Origin of the sequence: Fibrella aquatilis, from assembly GCF_017353255.1 — a bacterium.
In the GTDB taxonomy this organism is placed as follows: Bacteria; Bacteroidota; Bacteroidia; order Cytophagales; family Spirosomataceae; genus Fibrella; species Fibrella aquatilis.
Window position 1 is genome coordinate 62,858 of the sequence record NZ_JAFMYU010000030.1, and the last position, 17,499, is coordinate 80,356.

At 56.3% G+C, this 17,499-nt stretch carries 14 protein-coding genes and 1 pseudogene; 12 read left to right on the forward strand and 3 right to left on the reverse strand.

The window, feature by feature from the left end; genetic code table 11:
- Window positions 1–28: 28 nt before the first annotated feature.
- The 3 genes from J2I48_RS25390 to J2I48_RS25400 form a co-directional block, all read right to left on the reverse strand.
- A complete protein-coding gene (locus J2I48_RS25390; protein ID WP_207338331.1) occupies window positions 29–721 on the reverse strand; it encodes a TIGR04283 family arsenosugar biosynthesis glycosyltransferase in 693 nt (230 codons plus the stop codon).
- Between the two features lie 257 nt (window positions 722–978).
- Window positions 979–1,767, reverse strand: coding sequence for a ferritin-like domain-containing protein (locus tag J2I48_RS25395; RefSeq protein WP_207338332.1), 789 nt, complete (start codon window positions 1,765–1,767; stop codon window positions 979–981).
- Between the two features lie 29 nt (window positions 1,768–1,796).
- A complete protein-coding gene (locus J2I48_RS25400; protein ID WP_207338333.1) occupies window positions 1,797–2,537 on the reverse strand; it encodes a ferritin-like domain-containing protein in 741 nt (246 codons plus the stop codon).
- Window positions 2,538–2,954: 417 nt separating this feature from the next.
- Between J2I48_RS25400 and J2I48_RS25405 the strand changes: the two genes are divergently transcribed.
- From J2I48_RS25405 to bshA, 12 genes and pseudogenes are all read left to right on the forward strand, one after another.
- A complete protein-coding gene (locus J2I48_RS25405) occupies window positions 2,955–5,984 on the forward strand; it encodes a SusC/RagA family TonB-linked outer membrane protein (RefSeq protein ID WP_207338334.1) in 3,030 nt (1,009 codons plus the stop codon).
- 1 nt (window position 5,985) lies between these two features.
- Window positions 5,986–7,653: a RagB/SusD family nutrient uptake outer membrane protein gene (locus J2I48_RS25410; RefSeq protein ID WP_207338335.1), complete on the forward strand. Its 1,668-nt coding sequence runs from the start codon at window positions 5,986–5,988 to the stop codon at window positions 7,651–7,653.
- Between the two features lie 128 nt (window positions 7,654–7,781).
- The gene (locus J2I48_RS25415; RefSeq protein WP_207338336.1) at window positions 7,782–8,849 is read left to right on the forward strand and encodes a phosphatidylinositol-specific phospholipase C1-like protein; all 1,068 of its coding nucleotides are present in this window, start codon (window positions 7,782–7,784) and stop codon (window positions 8,847–8,849) included.
- Window positions 8,850–8,939: 90 nt separating this feature from the next.
- Window positions 8,940–9,740 carry a class II aldolase/adducin family protein gene (locus J2I48_RS25420; RefSeq protein WP_207338337.1) on the forward strand — a complete coding sequence of 267 codons (801 nt, stop codon included), beginning with the start codon at window positions 8,940–8,942 and terminating at the stop codon, window positions 9,738–9,740.
- A 320-nt stretch (window positions 9,741–10,060) separates the two neighbouring features.
- Window positions 10,061–10,735, forward strand: a complete 675-nt coding sequence (locus tag J2I48_RS25425; protein WP_207338338.1) for an NUDIX hydrolase — start codon at window positions 10,061–10,063, stop codon at window positions 10,733–10,735.
- A gap of 93 nt (window positions 10,736–10,828) precedes the next feature.
- Window positions 10,829–11,683, forward strand: a complete 855-nt coding sequence (prs, locus tag J2I48_RS25430; RefSeq protein ID WP_207338339.1) for a ribose-phosphate diphosphokinase — start codon at window positions 10,829–10,831, stop codon at window positions 11,681–11,683.
- Between the two features lie 12 nt (window positions 11,684–11,695).
- Entirely contained in the window at window positions 11,696–13,162 is a 1,467-nt protein-coding gene (locus tag J2I48_RS25435; RefSeq protein ID WP_207338340.1) for a nicotinate phosphoribosyltransferase, read from the forward strand.
- Window positions 13,159–13,560: an HAD family hydrolase gene (locus J2I48_RS25440; protein ID WP_207338341.1), complete on the forward strand. Its 402-nt coding sequence runs from the start codon at window positions 13,159–13,161 to the stop codon at window positions 13,558–13,560. The genes J2I48_RS25435 and J2I48_RS25440 overlap by 4 nt, the downstream gene beginning before the upstream one ends.
- A 54-nt stretch (window positions 13,561–13,614) precedes the next feature.
- Window positions 13,615–14,445 (forward strand): annotated as a pseudogene (locus tag J2I48_RS25450) (ADP-ribosylglycohydrolase family protein).
- Window positions 14,446–14,505: 60 nt separating this feature from the next.
- Window positions 14,506–15,474: an ADP-ribosylglycohydrolase family protein gene (locus J2I48_RS25455; RefSeq protein ID WP_207338344.1), complete on the forward strand. Its 969-nt coding sequence runs from the start codon at window positions 14,506–14,508 to the stop codon at window positions 15,472–15,474.
- 250 nt (window positions 15,475–15,724) lie between these two features.
- A complete protein-coding gene (gene ybiA, locus J2I48_RS25460; protein ID WP_207338345.1) occupies window positions 15,725–16,273 on the forward strand; it encodes a riboflavin biosynthesis intermediates N-glycosidase in 549 nt (182 codons plus the stop codon).
- 81 nt (window positions 16,274–16,354) lie between these two features.
- Complete coding sequence (gene bshA / locus J2I48_RS25465) at window positions 16,355–17,482, forward strand: N-acetyl-alpha-D-glucosaminyl L-malate synthase BshA (RefSeq protein ID WP_207338346.1); 1,128 nt, start codon at window positions 16,355–16,357, stop codon at window positions 17,480–17,482.
- Window positions 17,483–17,499: the final 17 nt, after the last annotated feature.

Here is a 17,499-nt window from a genome sequence, read left to right on the forward strand (position 1 = left end):
TTAGGTATAAACAACCAGTTCAGTTGTATCAGCGAAGCAACGTTTTATAAGTTTTGGCAATACGCATCGGCGACACGCGGCAACTAAATAGTATTACCGCCAGCAGGTTGGCCAACTGCACACGTAGCCAGCCGTTTTGCTGGTATTTCCGCGCCGACACGATCACGTTTTTCGGAATAATGGCAAACGGAACCGCCGCTGCCTCAATCCGCCGAATCATGTCGAAGTCTTCCATAATCACATACCCTTCATCGAAGCCACCCAACTGCTCGAACAGGGGGCGGGTAATGAACAGGGTCTGGTCGCCACCCCGGCTGGCCGCGCCCCCAAACCGGGTGGCGTAGCTGTTGAGCCGCAGTAGCCACGGCAGATCGGCATCGAACCGAAACCGGTACCGACCCGCGGCATAGCCACTGTTTAGCGCGTTGTGGATGTCGCCCACAAAATCGGGGTGCAAGCGCACGTCGGCATGGACGAAATACAGCACATCGCCAGTGGCGTGGCGGGCGCCCAGGTTCATTTGCGCTGCCCTACCCAACCGGGGTGAGCTGAGCACCGTGGCCCCGGCCTGCTGCGCTACGGCCACCGTCTGGTCGGTGCTGCCACCATCGACCACGAGAACCTGCGCCACCGCCTTACCCCCATACAGGCGAACGTCGGCAATGACGTTGGCAATAGTGGCGGCTTCGTTTCGGGTGGGGATGATAATGCTTAAGAGCATGGGCGCTAAAGGTAATTGTGGTTTGTAGTTTGTGGTTGCTTCGCTAGCTAGGCCCCTCGACTGCGCTCGGGGTGACAATGACCTTGAATCAACATAGGGAACCTGTTATAATAGCCTGTCACCCCGAGCGCAGTCGAGGGGCCTAGCTAGCGAAGCAACCACAAACTACAAACCACAGTAAGCTGGAAAGTGCAAAAAGGGCAGGAGAACGAATCCCCTACCCTCTCTATTCTTACCTCTTGGCTCCAAGCTCTTTGCTATTTCGCCAGGAATGCTCCGGCAATGGCCAGTGTTTGGTCTTTGCTCAGGATTTCGTCGAAGGCTTCGGTTACTTCGGCGCGTGACTTACCCGTAAGGCCAATTACTTCAATACCCAATTGGTGGGTGATGTTTTCGCCGTCATAGATAGCCTGTGGCAAGCCTGAAGCCATGTTGTCGGTAATCCAGCCTTTCTGGCCACGCAGCTGCCGAATCCGGGCAGCGTGACGGGCTTCTACCGAGTGAATGTTCAGGGCTACCTCCAAAATAGCGGGTGCATTGCGGAGGTTAGCCGCCTGCCCTTTGTAGGCCCGAACGCCCGTATCTTCAAACGCCTGTGATACTGCCGCGTAGGTCTGGAAATTCGAGAATACGTCGGGGAAAGCACCGCCCGCCGTGAAGTCAAACCGCGGCATGGCAATAGCCTGGCTACCCAACACCGACCGTAGCAGCCGCACGTGGGCGTTTTCGTGCTTGCGGATCTGGGCAAACATCTCGCGGTTCTCCATGGGCACCATCAGGCCGCTGGTAGCACCCCGGTTGTAAAAATCTGACTCGGCGTATTCCAGCAACAGGGCGAAATTCAGCACGTCTACCACGTTGCTGGGCAGGCCTGAACCCTGGCCATAGGCGCTGGTCAGGGCCGAAGCCATCACCATAGGAGCCGCCGCCGCAATGGTTTTGCGGGTTAACGAACTAAACAAACCCCGGCGCGACACGTGTGCCATGCGACCAGCCAGCTCACCGTCGACGACTTCGAGCTCATTAAGGATATTTTGCAGATTCATCTGACTGTTTCTTTTAAAAGGTTGAGCAATTAGGCCATTAAGCCCGATGTGAGGGTTTCCTGGATGAACGGAGCCACAATAGCCAGCACCGCACCTGGGTTGCGTGACCGCTCCAGACCGTTGCCATCAATGGGGGTATCGCCCGCAAAGGCGTTGCCGTTGGGGAATTGCAGTTCGCTCAGTACCGCCGCGTGACGGGCCTCAACCGAGACAATCTTGCCCGCCGTGATCAGGTATGCCTCCGTTTGCAGAAACTTGCCCGCACCGTTATAGGCCGATACGCCCGTGTCTTCAAACTGACGGGCCACGTCGATTACTACCGACCGCTGCCTGAAGTTGATGCCGCTGAAGTCGGGCGTCAGGCCTGGGATGGCCGCCGAACCAAGGGCCGCTTTGAAAAAGTCGCGGTGAATCTGCTCATGCGCACGCAGATCGCTGAAGATCTGACGCTCCATAGCACTCATGCCCTCATACGGAAACCGCATCACCATTTCGTAATAAGCAGCTTCCAGTTGCTCCAGGGCATAAGCATAGTTCAGTATGCCCAGTTCGCCCGAACCCAGGTTTACCGTGATGCCGTTGCTAATCCGACCACCGGCATACTTCGAGAGGTCGTTGGTGGGCGTCTTCGACACGATCTCGTCGGGGGCTGAACAAGAGGCCAGCACGCTGCCAATTACGGCCACACCACCTGCATAGCGCAGGAATGACCGACGACCAAGCCCATCTGCCCGGCTTGGCGATTCAGATACTAAGTTGAGTTTTTCCATAATCGTAGGAAACTGTTTGCAGGTTAGCCAGACCCGTTTGTTCGGGCGAAGCAGAGAGTATACGCGCCTGTCACGATTTTGGATTTTTAATTCGAGCAAAAAATTGAATTTTTATTATATAACTATTTGGTGGCCCAATTGCATACTAACGAGTACAATACTAACATACAGGTAAGTTTCGTGGTGCCGATATGCTTAACAATGGCATAACACTTCTATTTAATTTTACCATGAAAGAATAGTACTTCTCTTATCCGTACCTCTTTAGTCATTGTCTATCAGGATATTAGCAGCGGATAGGCCGCCTTTTTTAAGCATTCTGCCGTGCCCCATATTACCATTGATTTACATGTTACTATAGCCGTTTTCCGGGTGGTGTGTAAGCAGACCTTTGTAGGCATAACCAACCACCCAGTTATGAATCCATTTTACGTCTCCCGCTCATTGCGAGCAGTGGCCTGCTGGGCATTGCTTGGCACTTTGGCCCTGTCTGGTTTGCCAGCTCAGAGTGAAATCCGGCCCTATGCGTCATTAACTCAACCCACCGACCGGACCGTCGGCGGGCGGGTTACTGATGCCACCACCAAAGAAGCCCTCGCGGGTTGTACCGTGCTACTGAAAGGAACAAGCAAGGGCACCACCACCGATGCCAACGGCGACTTCCGCCTAGCTATTCCCGACGACAAATCGACTACGCTCGTGATTGGGTTTATCGGGTTTGTGTCGCAGGAGATTGTGGTGGGCACACAGACCACCCTCAACGTAGCCCTTACGCCGTCGGCGGCTGATTTGGCGCAGGTGGTGGTGATTGGCTACGGCACGGCTACCAAAAAAGACGCCACCGGCGCGCTTAAGTCCCTGAAAAGCACCGACTTCAACCGGGGCATTATCAACTCGCCGGAGCAGTTGTTGCAGGGCAAAGTAGCGGGCGTCAACGTGACGTCGGCCAGTGGCGAACCCGGCGGTCGGCAAAGTATCACCATCCGGGGGCCGGGCGGTGTTCGTACGGGTAGTACGCCCCTGTTTGTGCTCGATGGCATTCCGCTCGACAACTCCAGCACGGGCGGGGCCACCAACCCGCTGAACTTCCTTAATCCGCAGGACATCGAGGCCATCGACGTGCTGAAAGATGCCTCGGCCACCGCCATTTACGGGGCGCGGGGTGCTAACGGCGTGATCCTGATTACGACCAAAAAAGGTAAGGCGGGCGCGGGCAATATCACGCTCTCAGCCAACGTGGGTATCTCGAACGTGGCGCGGCCCATTGCCGTGTTCAGCGCCGACGACTACAAACGGCAGGTAGTTGCCGTGGGGGGCACCGTAGATGACCAGAAAGCCACTACTGACTGGCAGAAAGAAATCAGTCGGCAGGCCACCACGCAGGACTATAACCTGTCGTTTAGTGGCGGGGCCGAACGGCTCACCTACTACGGCTCGGTGGGGGTGCAAAATCAGGAGGGTGTGCTGAAAAACAGTAGCCTGAAACGCTATACGGGCCGGTTCAACGCCTCGCAGCGGTTTCTGGAAGACCGCCTCACGCTCGACGTGAACCTGACCGCCTCGCAGACCGTGAACGAACGCCCACCCATCGAAAGCATTCTTGGGGCGGCGCTCTCGGCCAACCCAACCTACCCCGCCTACGACGCCACCGGTCAACCAGCTAAATACCAGGCGTTTACAAACCCGGTTCTGGCCCTGAACCTGCTCAAAGACCTCACCACCATCAACCGGGTGGTGGCCAACGTGTCGCCCTCGTTTAAGATCACGCCCAGCCTGGTCTACAAGCTCAACCTGGGGGTCGATTACGCCAGCTCGACCCGCGACCAGCAGGCGTTTGCCAGCGCGGTGCCGCAGCAGGATGGACGGCTCGACGCCGCCTACGGCACCAACCGCAACGTGTTGATCGAGAATTACTTTACCTACACAAAAGCGGTTGGCAACCATGCACTGACGGCGTTGCTAGGGCATTCGTACCAGACGTTTTCGCTGACGGGCCGCAACTGGAGCATCAACAAATTCCCACTGTCGCCCATCGAGCCGGCCAACAACCCCGGCCTGGGGCAGGACCTTACGCTGGCCAACAACCGCCCCGGTGGGTTTGCCACGCAAAATGACCTGCAATCGTTTTTTGGGCGGGCCAACTACCAATATAAAAACCGCTACCTGCTCACGGCCACAGTACGCGCCGACGGCTCGAGCAAGTTCGGAGCCAACAACAAGTATGGGGTGTTTCCGTCATTCTCGGCGGGCTGGCGCATTCATGACGAACCGTTCCTGCAAGGTGGTCCCTTTTCAGACCTGAAACTGCGGGCGGGCTGGGGTCGGACGGGCAACCAGGAGATCCCGTCGAAGATCACCCAGGCCCTGTTTACCTCTACCGTTGGCCCCACCACGAGCTACCCACTAGATGGGTCGACGAACTACCCGGCCGGCACAACCTACACCCGCCTGGCCAACCCCGACATTCAGTGGGAGGTATCGACCCAAACTGACCTGGGACTTGATTTTGGCCTGTTCAACGGTGCGCTGACGGGTACCGTCGATTATTTCCGCAAGGTGTCGAACAAGATTTTGCTGGAAGTGATCCCCTCCGACCCCATTCAGCCCGCTTCGACCTACTGGACCAACGTGCCTGACATGACGATCACCAACCAAGGCGTTGAGCTGGACCTGAACTACCGCTACGTGAGTCAGCGCGGGTTCCGGTTCGACCTGGGCGGCAACATCACCTTCATCAACAACGTGGTCAACAACTCGCCTTACTCGGTCATCACGTCGGGGTCGGCTACGGGGGCGGGGCTAACGTCGGCCACTGTCAATGGCTACGTGAATGGGCAACCCATTGGTACGTTTTTTCTCCGCGAGTACATTGGTATTGACGAAAAAGGGGTGAGCAAATACCGCGACGTAGACGGCGACGGCATTGGCGGGTCAGACAAAGACCGGATTGCTGCCGGAAGTGCCTTGCCTACGCGGCAGTTCAACCTCAACGCGAGTGCGGCCTACAAGGGCTTCGACCTCACGGCCAACTTCAACGGAGTGTCGGGCAACAAACTGTATGACAACACGGCCAACGCGTTTTTCTACAAAGCGCGGCTCGTGAAAGGGCTGAATACGACCACCGAGGGCATTGGTGAGCCCACCGAGTCGATCAATAACGCGGCCCCGGTATCGACCCGTTTTCTGAAAGACGGAAGCTTTTTCCGGCTCAACAACCTCACGCTGGGCTACAACCTGAACCCCCGCCTGATTGGCATGAACCGCTGGATTCAGAACATCAGGCTGGCCGTAACGGGGCAAAATCTGCTGGTAATCACCAACTACAACGGCTTCGACCCCGAAGTAAACACCGACCGCACCGTCAACGGCATTTCGTCGTACGGCATCGACTACCTGAGCTACCCCAAAGCCCGCTCCTTCGTATTTGGCCTCAACCTGACATTTTAATATGAAAAAGATACTCATCTCCACCCTCTCTATCCTCGGCCTGTTGCTGCTCAATAGCTGCACCGACCTGACCGAGAACGTGCTTGACGAAGCCTCGGCATCGGGCCTGACCGACAAGCAGGCCGCCGACGGCAACTTGGCACCCGTGTATGCCCTGCTGCCCACCCTGTTTACCCACACGGTCTATTTCGCCATCCAGGAAATCTCGACCGACGAGGCCATCCTGCCTTACCGGGGCGGCACCGACTGGGGCGACAATGGCATTTACGTGGCTATGCACCAACACACCCACGGCAGCACCGACCCTAACCTCCGCAGTAACTGGCTGGTGCTGACACAGGGCATTTCGCGGGCGGTGACGGCCCTCAGCACCCTACCGGCCAACAAGGATTCGAACGTGAAGACGTACATAGCCGAAGCGCGGGGCATGCGGGCCTACTACAACATGCTGCTGCTCGACCTGTTTGGGGTGGTGTTTGTGAAAGACGACCCGCAGGGCTTTTCGGAGGTGCGGCGGGGCGAAGCGGCCTACGAATACGTGAAAAGCGAACTGCTGGCTGTTGAACCCGATTTGCTCACCACTGTGGGGGCAGGTCGGCTGTCGAAAGCAGGGGCGTGGGGGTTGCTGGCCCGGCTGTATCTGAACGCCGCCGTGTACCGCGACCGCTACGCCGCCCAGTTTACGTTCAAACCCGACGACATGGATAAGGTGACGGAATACTGCGACAAGATCATTGGCACGGGCCAGTACCAGTTGTCGAAGGACTATTTCGCCATTTTCAATTCCGACAACAACACCAACAAAGAGCTGATTTTCACGGTCGACCAGCGGGCCGAACTGAACGGGCATAACCGCCTGGCTTACTTCTCGCTGTCGGGCGATCAGTTTCCGTTGCCTGCCTTCCCCGCCGCCAACGGCACCGACGGCCCGGCCATTACGCCGGAGTTTTACCGCACCTGGGTCAACGCCTACGCCCCGCAGGACCCCGCCGGTATTGACCCTCGTTTCTTCAAACAAAACTGGACCGTCCCCGCCGATTCGTGCGTGGCCGAGGCCAATTTCAACATGAACCGGGGTATTCTGCGCGGGCAGCAATATGGCCTGTTACGGGTGAACGGGGCGTTTTTGCGCTGCGGCACCAACTACCGGGTTGGCAAGCTGTTTAACGTAACGCGCAACAAATCAACCCTGCCCGTCAACTTCACCGAGCAGGTCAACTATACCGTGGCGGGCAGCGATTACAGCACGGGCTTCCGGGTGCTGAAATACGAGTTCAGCAAAAAATCGGCGTCGGGTCGTAACCTCGGCGATGCCGACATTTCCATTGTGCGCCTTGCCGACGTGTACCTGATGCGGGCCGAAGCCAAGCTTCGCAAAGGTGATGCCGCCGCCGCCCTCGCCGACGTGAACACGGTCCGCGCCGCCCGCACCTCGCCCGCACCCGCCCTCTCGACCATGACTCTCGACCTGCTCCTGCGCGAACGGGGGTTTGAGTTGTACTGGGAGATGGTGCGTCGTACCGACCTGATTCGCTTCGGGAAGTATGAGGACAGCTGGACCGAAAAAACCAACACCGACAAGCAGAAACGCATTTTTCCAATTCCCCAAACCGCCATCGACGGAGCCTCTAACCTGCCGGGCTACCTAACGCAAAATCCGGGATACTAAAAAGAGTTTATAGTCTTCAGTTTAGAGTTAGCGTAGCCCGGCAGGTTGGAGGCCCCGCCCTAAAGGGGGCGGTCCCACGTCCGGGCTACGCCAACTCTAAACTGAAGACTATAAACTCTTTTCATGCTATGAAACACGTCCTCTTTCTCTCCATCCTCCTTCTCGCCGCGTTTGTTGCGCCTGACCCGAAGCTGGATAATCTGAAAATCAATCAGATACAGTGCATTGGGTCGCACAATAGCTATAAGCAGGCTATTGATCCGGCCTTGTTTATCATGCTGAAACGGACAGATTCCACGCGGTTTAAGCCGCTCGAATACAGCCACGCGTCGCTGACAGAGCAATTGAATCTGGGCTTGCAGAACCTGGAGATAGATATTTACGCCGACACCAAAGGTGGCCGCTACGCGCACCCGCTTGGGTTGCAACTGGCCAAAGGGCAGGCCCCCTATGACCCCGACAGCGTGATGAAGGAGCCGGGCTTCAAGGTATTGCATGTGCAGGATATCGACTTTCGGAGCAACTGCCTCACCTTTAAACAATGCCTGGCCGAATTGAAACGCTGGTCGGAAAGCCACCCAGCGCATTACCCGGTGTTTATCACGATGAACGCTAAATCAGACACCATCCGCCGGCCCGGTTTCGCCCTACCCGAAGCCTTCACCACCGCCGTTTTTGATGAGCTGGACAAGGTAATCCTGGAAAGTATGGGGCGCGATCACCTGCTCATTCCCGACGATGTGCGGGGCAACTACAAGACGCTCGAAGCCGCCGTACTGGCCAACAACTGGCCCACTATGAAGGCCGCGCGGGGTAAATTCCTGTTTGTGCTGGACGAAACCGGCCCCAAACGCGCCACCTACCGGGCGGGCCATCCCTCGCTGGAAGGGCGGATGCTGTTTACCAATTCAGCGGCCGGTTTGCCCGATGCTGCGTTTATGATCCTGAATAACGCCGTCGCCGACGGGCCGAAAATTCGTCGGCTGGTTCAGCAGGGCTACTTTGTCCGCACCCGCGCCGACGCCGACACCAAGCAGGCCCGCACGAATGATTACCGCGATTTTGAGGCCGCCCAGCAGTCAGGTGCGCAGATCATCACGACCGATTATTACGCCACGAGCACGTTCTTCCCCTCTACGTATGTGATTCGCTTTTCGGGCGGTGGTTATTTGCGCAGGAACCCGGTAGTGCGGTGATTCTTTTCAGGTCAACCCATTTTCGCTAACTTGGGCGGTGTCCAGTACTGTGCGTGCCGGTCACATCCTAACTTCTTGACCACTAGCCAAATGGAAACCGTTACCTCACCCCCGCCTGTGCTGGGTCTGCCCAAAGGTATTCCCATCAAACTCCAGTTCGACACGCCCGAAGCCGCCCGGCTGCACCGTAAGCAGATGCTCACCGCCGCCTTCCGCCTGTTCTCGAAATTTGGGTACGACGAAGGCGTGGCGGGCCATATCACCGTCCGCGACCCGGAGCATACCGACCATTTTTGGGTGAACCCTTTCGGCGTCGACTTCGGCTCGGTGCGTATCGGCGACCTCATTTGCGTGAATCATCGGGGCGAAGTGGTAGAAGGCAACTATTCGGTGAATCGCGCCGCGTTTGCTATCCACTCCCAGATTCACGCCGCCCGCCCCGACGTGGTAGCCGCCGCCCATGCGCATTCTATGTACGGCAAAGCGTACGCTACGCTAGGCCAAAAGCTGCCCCCCAGCACCCAGGATGCCTGCGCTTTCTACGAAGACCACGGCCTCTTTACCGACTATGGCGGCGTAGTGGGTGAACTGGAAGAAGGACAACGTATTGCGATGGCCCTTGGGCAGAGCAAGGCCTGTATTCTGCAAAATCACGGCCTGCTCACCGTGGGTGGTACTGTGGAAGAAGCCGCGTGGTGGTTTATCACGATGGATCGTAGTTGTCAGGCGCAACTCATTGCCGAGGCCACGGGCCGCCCGGTCATTGCTATCGACCACGAGACGGCGCTACTCACCCGTGGGCAAGTGGGCTTTGCCATGGCGGGTTATTTCCAGTTTCAACCCCTCCTTCAGCGCATCCTCCGCGAAACACCGGGGCTATTTGAGGAATAGAGTCGCAGCAGTGAATTACTCGGCTGGATCGGATTTAAAGGATTGCTTTTGCTCGGCTGATGGTACACGGATTGGTAGGATTTAAGGGGTTGTTGGCCTCGGCGTAAAGAAAGATTGATAGAATCTTGGCCCGCTAAAGCGGTCTTACCAGTCGCCGTAGGCGGCTAAGAAATCCTAACCATCCCTTTCTACACCGAGGCAAAGCAATCCCTTAAATCCTATCAATCCGTGTACCATCAGCCGAGCAAAAACAAGCCCATCTATCCGCGTACTATCAGCTACTATCAGCCAATGCTGCGCGAATACGCGTAGTTTGCGCTATGAATACGATTTTGTTAACGGTCGATGCCGTGGTGTTTGGCTATCGCGACGGGCGGCTGTTTGTGGCGCTCATCAACCGCAAGTATGCCCCGTTTCAGGGCCAATGGGCACTGCCGGGCGGATTTGTGCTGCCCGACGAATCACTTGAAACGGCCGTGCAGCGCGAACTACGGGAAGAAACGGGCATCCAGATCCAGTTTCTGGAGCAGCTGTTCACCTTCGGCAACCCCGACCGCGACCCCCGGCAGCGGGTGGTGAGTGTGGCGTACATGGGCCTGGTGCGCCCGTCAGATTTCACAATCATGGCCAGCACCGACGCTCAGGACGTGGCCTGGTTTGCCCTCGACGCCCTCCCCGAACTCGCCTTCGACCATGCCGACATTTTGAATTTAGCCATAAACCGGCTGCGGGCCAAGCTCACCTACGAGCCGATTGGCCTGAACCTACTTGACGAAAAATTTCCGTTTGGGGAGGTCGAACGTCTCTATGCCGCCATTCTCGACAAGCCGTTCGATAGGCGCAACTTTCGCAAGAAGTTTCTGAGCTTCAATATCTTAACTGAGCTTCCCGAGAAAGCTGCCACCGAAAAAGGTCGCCCCGGCGCGCTCTACACCTTCGACCGCGACCGCTACGAAACCCTGCAACGAGAGGGCTTCATCTTCGAGATTCGGTAACGTCCGAAAAAGTGGTTTGCGTAAATTTTACGTAAATAGTTTGGAGCGTAACTTTCTATCAACCTACATTTGCGTAAATAAAACGCATAGCCAATGATCGCGTTGCATCTCTCGCCTGGTTTCAGCCCCGGCCCTTTTAAAACTATCACCCACGAATCGTTCATTTTTAAGGGCGGTGAACCCCACATCAAGCTGAAATTAACCGCCGATGTTGACCCCGCTGATCCGGTACTAATTACGCAACGGGTAGCCAACTCCGCCGATTTTATGCTGGTGCTACTGGCTACGGATGCCCTGCGGCGGGCCGATTTTCAACGCGTTAGCCTCCTGATGCCCTACTTCCCCGCCGCCCGGCAAGACCGGCCCATGGTGGAAGGTGAACCGTTGAGCGTGCGCGTCTACGCCGACCTGATCAACGCCCAACACTACGACCGGGTGACGGTATTCGACCCGCATTCAGACGTGACGCCAGCCCTGCTCAACCACGTGCAGGTCGTTACCAATCAGGCTTTTATAACGCAGGTACTCACTGGCTTCGACCGCGAGACCGTCACGCTGATTGCACCCGATGCTGGGGCGGCCAAGAAAATTCACAAGCTGGCGCAGGAGCTGGGTGGGCTGCCGGTGGTGCTGGGCGAAAAAGTCCGCGACGTGCGCACCGGGGCGCTGACGGGCTTCCAGGTTTTCGCAGACGACCTAGGCGGGCGGCACTGCCTCATCGTAGACGACATCTGCGACGGGGGTGGCACCTTCATTGGCCTCGCCGCCGAACTCCGCAAGCTCAATCCGGCGTCGGTATCGCTGGCGGTGTCGCACGGCATTTTTAGCAAAGGGCTGGCTCCGCTCACGGACATGCTCGACCATGTGTATACGACCGATAGTTTCGCCACGCTCACCCCCGCCCATGCCTTCACGCAAACTGAACTGAACACGCTTCTCCAGCTTTAATTCTTCCACGCCATGACACTGAATCCGCTTACGCTGATTGACTTCTACAAGGCCGATCACCGCCGCCAGTATCCCGACGGTACTGAGCTGGTATACAGTAACTTAACTCCCCGAAACAGCCGCGTGCCGGGCACAGATGAAGTTGTTTTTTTTGGGCTGCAATACTTTATCGACGAGTACCTGATTCGGCAGTGGAACGAAGGCTTTTTCAACCAGCCCAAAGACCTGGTAGTGGCCCGCTACAAACGCCGGATGGACACCGCCCTGGGGCCGGACGCTATCGACGTGGCGCACATTGCGGCCCTGCACGATCTTGGGTATTTGCCCCTGGAAATCAAGGCCATAGCCGAGGGAGCTGCCGTGCCGCTGAAGGTGGCAATGCTGACGATGAAGAACACCAAACCCGAGTTTTTCTGGCTCACCAACTACCTCGAAACGCTTATTTCGTGCGTACTCTGGAAGCCCTGCACATCGGCCACCACCGCCCGCACCTACCGCCGCGTGTTCGACCGCTACGCCGACGAGACCGTGGGCAACCGCGACTTTGTGGGCTGGCAGGGGCACGACTTTTCCATGCGGGGGATGTCGGGCGTGGAAGATGCCGTCATGAGTGCGGCGGGGCACCTGCTCAGCTTCACCGGCACCGACTGCGTACCCGCCATTGATTTCCTCGAAACCTACTACGGTGCCAACGCCGATACGGAACTGGTAGCGGGGTCTGTGCCAGCAACAGAACATTCAGTCATGGCTATGGGGCTGAAAGATGCTGAGATCGCTACATTTCAGCGACTTATCAATGAAGTTTACCCGGCGGGTGTAGTCTCGATTGTGTCAGATACCTGGGATTTCTGGCGGGTCATTACCGAGTTTTTGCCGCAGCTCAAGGCCGACATTCTGGCCCGCGACGGCAAGGTGGTCATCCGCCCCGACTCCGGCGACCCGGTCAAGATCATCTGCGGCGACCCTGATGCCGAACCCGGCAGTCCGGCGTTTCGGGGGGCGGTGGCGTGTATGTGGGACACTTTTGGCGGCACCACCACGGCGCAGGGCTACAAACTCCTCGACAGCCACATTGGCCTCATCTACGGCGACAGCATTACCACCGACCGGCAGTTGCAGATTTTGGAACGGCTGAAGCAGCAGGGCTTTGCCTCGTTCAACGTGGTGCTGGGCATTGGCTCCTACACCTACGAGTACGTCACCCGCGACACGTTTGGCTTTGCCGTGAAGGCTACCTACGGGCAGGTGAACGGCGAGGGCCGCGACATTTTCAAAGACCCCAAAACCGACAACGGCATGAAGAAATCGGCCAAGGGATTGCTGCGCGTGGTGGAAGAAAACGGCCATCTCGTCATGCACGACCAGTGCACCTGGGCCGAAGAAGCCACCGGCCTGCTCCAGCCCGTCTTCCGCGACGGCAAACGCCTCCGCAACCAAACCCTGGCCGAGATTCGTGAGCGCATAAACCATTCATTATGAAGCACTTATTTCTGAATTCCGATTTTGCTCTTAACCGGCTAAAGCAGGAATACGCTCGTTATGGCTCGTTGGTTATTGCCGTCGATTTCGACAATACGCTCTACGATTATCACCAGCAAGGGCTGGATTGCAGCGAGATTATTGAACTGTTGCATCAGCTAAAACGCATCAACTGCACCATCGTTGTCTGGACCGCCTCGGAAAGCACCGCGTTCATAAAAACGTATTGTCAGGAACACAACATCCCCATCGACAGCATCAACACCAACCCGCCATTCTTCACCTCGTCCAGCCCGAAGATCTATTATAACGAATTACTCGACGACCGGGCAGGCTTGGCTGAATCGTACCACCGACTACTGGCACTAGTAACTTATGTAGCTAATCTTCAAACGTAATCTGCTGGTACATAGGATTTAATAAGCCTGTCACTTACCAGATAACAAACTATTATGCTGCTTCAATCTGCTATGGGCGACGCTTACGGGGCCGGTTTTGAGTTTGCTCCGCGTTCGCTCATTAATGCTAAAAATGACCTGACAGCCTATCATCCTCACCTGCTGTACCCCGAAATCTGCGGTCGCTACACAGACGATACCCAAATGGCTTTAGCGCTGGCAGAACTCATCATCAGCGGCGTAGAATGGTCTCCGTTAGTCGTCGCGAATAAGTTTGTCTCAGTTTTTAAATGAGACATCAGGCGTGGTTATGCCGTGGGATTCTACGACCTATTAATGAGCGTTGACGATGGGGAACAACTGCTTGAACTCATCAAGCTCAACAGCACGAGAAATGGCGCTGCCATGCGTGCCTACGTGATTGGCGTACTCAAAGATGAGGTCGATGTATTGGTAATAGCAGCCTTGCAAGCACGAGTTACGCATAATACCCAATTAGCTGTAGAAGCAGCACAGGCCGTGGCTTTGATGGCTCATTATTTTATCTATCAGAAGGGAGGCCAACAGCAAGTTGGCACTTATCTGGAATCACGCCTCGGAGGTAGTTGGAATACGCCTTGGCAAGGTGAGGTGGGCATGACAGCGAATGAGGCTGTTCAGGCTGCGGTGACATTAATTAAACAGGAAACCAGTTTATCTCAGATGCTTCGTCAGGCTATAAATTTTGGTGGTGATGTAGACACCGTAGCCGCTATCACGTTGGGGTGTGCCTCTCGATGTACGACCGTACAAGATGATTTGCCTGCTTTCCTTGTCAACCAGCTTGAGAACGGGCCATATGGTCGGGACTACTTACAGCGTATCGATAATCAATTATTTTCATGACTTATAACCTTAGTCATCTTCTAGATAATTTAGTTACACCCAGCGAAACGAGTCATGGCTATGAAATCTAAAATCACCGGTGCATTGTTAGGGCTGGCTGTTGGTGATGCGCTGGGGGTGCCGGTTGAGTTTCAGAGCCGGGCGGCGTTGCAGATACAGCCCGTAACCACCATGCAGGGCTACGGTACGCATAATCAGCCGCCGGGCACCTGGTCGGATGATAGTTCGCTGGCGTTTTGCCTGGCCGAAAGCCTCTGCACGGGTTACGACCTCAACGACCTTGCCCAGCGCTTTATAAACTGGCGTGAACACGGCTACTGGACACCCCACGGTACTGTGTTCGATATTGGCATTGCCACGTCGCGGGCTATCCGGCGATTGTCTAAGGTGAAGACGCCCACATTGGCTGGCGGCATCGAAGACGAAGACAACGGTAACGGATCGTTGATGCGCATATTGCCGCTGCTCACTTTCATTCACGACAAACCCATTGCCGACCGTTATCGAATAACAGCCGAGGTGTCGTCGCTCACGCACGGACATCTACGGTCAACCCTGGCTTGCTTTATTTATCTGGAAATGGCCCGGCAAATCCTGCTGGGGCTTACTAAAGATGAAGCTTTCAACGTCATGCAGCAGACTGTAAATCAGTATTTTACTGATTCTCCCCCTTACGACCCCGATGAGTTGCGGATGTATTCGCCCATTCTGGAAAATCCAGCTTTGCCATCGCGGGCAACGCCGCTTCTCCTACGCGCCGACGACGAAATCCGCTCGTCTGGCTACGTCCTGCACACGCTTGAAGCCAGCTTATGGTGCTTCCTGACTACCAATTCGTATGCCGAAGCAGTGCTGAAAGCGGTCAACCTGGGCAGCGATACCGACACCACCGGCTGCGTAACGGGTGGGCTGGCGGGCTTATATTACGGTGTCGAATCCATACCCGCCGACTGGCTTCAGGTCCTGGCCCGGCACTCCGACATTGACGACCTGGCGAATCGATTAGCCCGAACGGTTGATGATATGTAAGGGGCGCAGTTGAATCATGTGGAGTTGCTTATCCCGTAGGGATTTAATAGCGTAGCGTCGGTAGAAAAATGGCCCCGAATCGTGTCTGCGTGCCGTAGGCACGATTCGGGGCCATTTTTCTACCGACGCTACGCTGTGATGTCCCGCTGGGACAAGTAGCTCCACACGATTCAAACGCACTCATTGTAAGGTAGTTAGATTAAAAGATGGGGTCAAACCCGCCTGAACCAACACAAACCCTCAACCAATTATGACTTATAACCTCGACTGGCTACTGGCCAGGCACACGGCGGCTGAGCCGATGAAGTACCTGTTGTTCTGGGGGCACCGGCCTGAGAAAGATGGCAGCGTGGGCAAGGGCTGTTTCAGTCAGTGGTGGCCATCGCCGTTTGTGGTGGACGGCACTACCTACGCCTCTGCTGAGCACTGGATGATGGCCGGAAAAGCCCGCCTCTTTGGCGATGACGATGTGCTGCCCCAAATACTGGTGGCCAAAACCCCTGCCGAAGCCAAAAAGCTAGGTCGCATGGTGCGCGGTTTTGTGCCCGAAACCTGGCAGGCGGCGTGTTTCAACCTGGTGATAGAAGGCAACTACCACAAGTTCAGCCAACACCCCGACCTGCACACGTACCTGCTCCAAACCGGCGACCGTGTGCTGGTTGAAGCCAGCCCCGTCGACCCGATTTGGGGCATTGGTCTGGCGCAGGACGACCCCGCCGCGCTGGATCCCACGCGCTGGCAAGGCACCAACCTGCTCGGTTTTGCGCTGATGGTAGTGCGCGATAGGCTGCGGGGGTAACACACACATGATGAATGGCCCAACCTTTTCGGTCATTTCTGGTGTTGTGGTTCAGACTGCCTTACAACCGTGGTCCACGACATGAAAATTGGTATCGTTTGTTACCCCACCTTCGGAGGCAGTGGCGTGGTTGCTACTGAGCTGGGTAAGGCACTCGCCAAAAATGGGCATCAGGTCCATTTTATCACCTACCAGCAACCCCCCCGCCTCGACTTTTTCAACGAAAACGTCTTCTACCACGAGGTCAACATTCCATCCTACCCGCTTTTTCAGTACGCCCCCTACGAGTCGGCGCTGACGAGCGCGATGGTCAACGTGGTGCTGAACGAAAACGTCGATCTGCTACACGTACACTACGCCATTCCCCACGCCTCGGCAGCCTATATGGCCAAGATGGTGCTGAAAACGCGGGGCCGCTACACGCCCGTGGTGACCACCCTGCACGGCACCGACGTGACGCTGGTGGGCAAAGATGCCTCCTACGAACCCGTCGTCACGTTCAGCATCAACGAATCAGACGGGGTAACGGCGGTGTCGGAAAACCTGCGGACCGAGACCTACGAACACTTCAAGATCAACCGCGAGATCGAGGTCATTCCCAACTTCATCGACCTGTCGCGGTTTCAACGGCAGCAGAAAGATCATTTTAAAACGGCCATCTGCCCCAACGGCGAAAAGCTGGTGGTGCACACCTCGAACTTCCGCCGGGTGAAGCGCATTGACGATGCCGTAATGACGTTTTACCACCTCCGCGAAACCACTCCCGTGAAGCTACTTTTGGTGGGCGACGGCCCCGAACGTGCCCGTATTCAGGCACTTTGCCGCGAATTGGGCATTATGGACGACGTGCGTTTTCTGGGTAAGCTCGACGCCGTAGAAGAGGTTCTTTCGGTAGCCGACCTGTTTCTGATGCCCTCCGAAAATGAGAGCTTCGGCCTGGCGGCGCTGGAGGCAATGGCCTGCGAAGTGCCCGTGATCTCGTCTAACGCCGGGGGCCTGCCCGAACTGAACATCAACGGTGTAACGGGTTTCCTGAGCAACGTAGGCGACGTAGCCGACATGGTTAAAAACGCCCGCTACGTGCTGGAAGACGACCATTTGCCCCTCTTCAAGGCCAACGCGCTGGAACGGGCCAAACAATTTGAGCTTTCCCGGATTCTGCCCTTATATGAGGCGCATTATGAACGCGTGTTGACGAATGTACAATGAATAATGAACAATCGGTC

Coding starts and splice junctions, on each gene's coding strand:
- ybiA (WP_207338345.1), top strand. CDS start 15,725: ATGACTTATAACCTCGACTGGCTACTGGCCAGGCACACGGCGGCTGAG.
- prs (WP_207338339.1), top strand. CDS start 10,829: ATGATCGCGTTGCATCTCTCGCCTGGTTTCAGCCCCGGCCCTTTTAAA.
- J2I48_RS25415 (WP_207338336.1), top strand. CDS start 7,782: ATGAAACACGTCCTCTTTCTCTCCATCCTCCTTCTCGCCGCGTTTGTT.
- J2I48_RS25425 (WP_207338338.1), top strand. CDS start 10,061: ATGAATACGATTTTGTTAACGGTCGATGCCGTGGTGTTTGGCTATCGC.
- J2I48_RS25395 (WP_207338332.1), bottom strand. CDS start 1,767: ATGAATCTGCAAAATATCCTTAATGAGCTCGAAGTCGTCGACGGTGAG.
- J2I48_RS25420 (WP_207338337.1), top strand. CDS start 8,940: ATGGAAACCGTTACCTCACCCCCGCCTGTGCTGGGTCTGCCCAAAGGT.
- J2I48_RS25410 (WP_207338335.1), top strand. CDS start 5,986: ATGAAAAAGATACTCATCTCCACCCTCTCTATCCTCGGCCTGTTGCTG.
- J2I48_RS25440 (WP_207338341.1), top strand. CDS start 13,159: ATGAAGCACTTATTTCTGAATTCCGATTTTGCTCTTAACCGGCTAAAG.
- J2I48_RS25435 (WP_207338340.1), top strand. CDS start 11,696: ATGACACTGAATCCGCTTACGCTGATTGACTTCTACAAGGCCGATCAC.
- J2I48_RS25455 (WP_207338344.1), top strand. CDS start 14,506: ATGAAATCTAAAATCACCGGTGCATTGTTAGGGCTGGCTGTTGGTGAT.
- J2I48_RS25405 (WP_207338334.1), top strand. CDS start 2,955: ATGAATCCATTTTACGTCTCCCGCTCATTGCGAGCAGTGGCCTGCTGG.
- bshA (WP_207338346.1), top strand. CDS start 16,355: ATGAAAATTGGTATCGTTTGTTACCCCACCTTCGGAGGCAGTGGCGTG.
- J2I48_RS25400 (WP_207338333.1), bottom strand. CDS start 2,537: ATGGAAAAACTCAACTTAGTATCTGAATCGCCAAGCCGGGCAGATGGG.
- J2I48_RS25390 (WP_207338331.1), bottom strand. CDS start 721: ATGCTCTTAAGCATTATCATCCCCACCCGAAACGAAGCCGCCACTATT.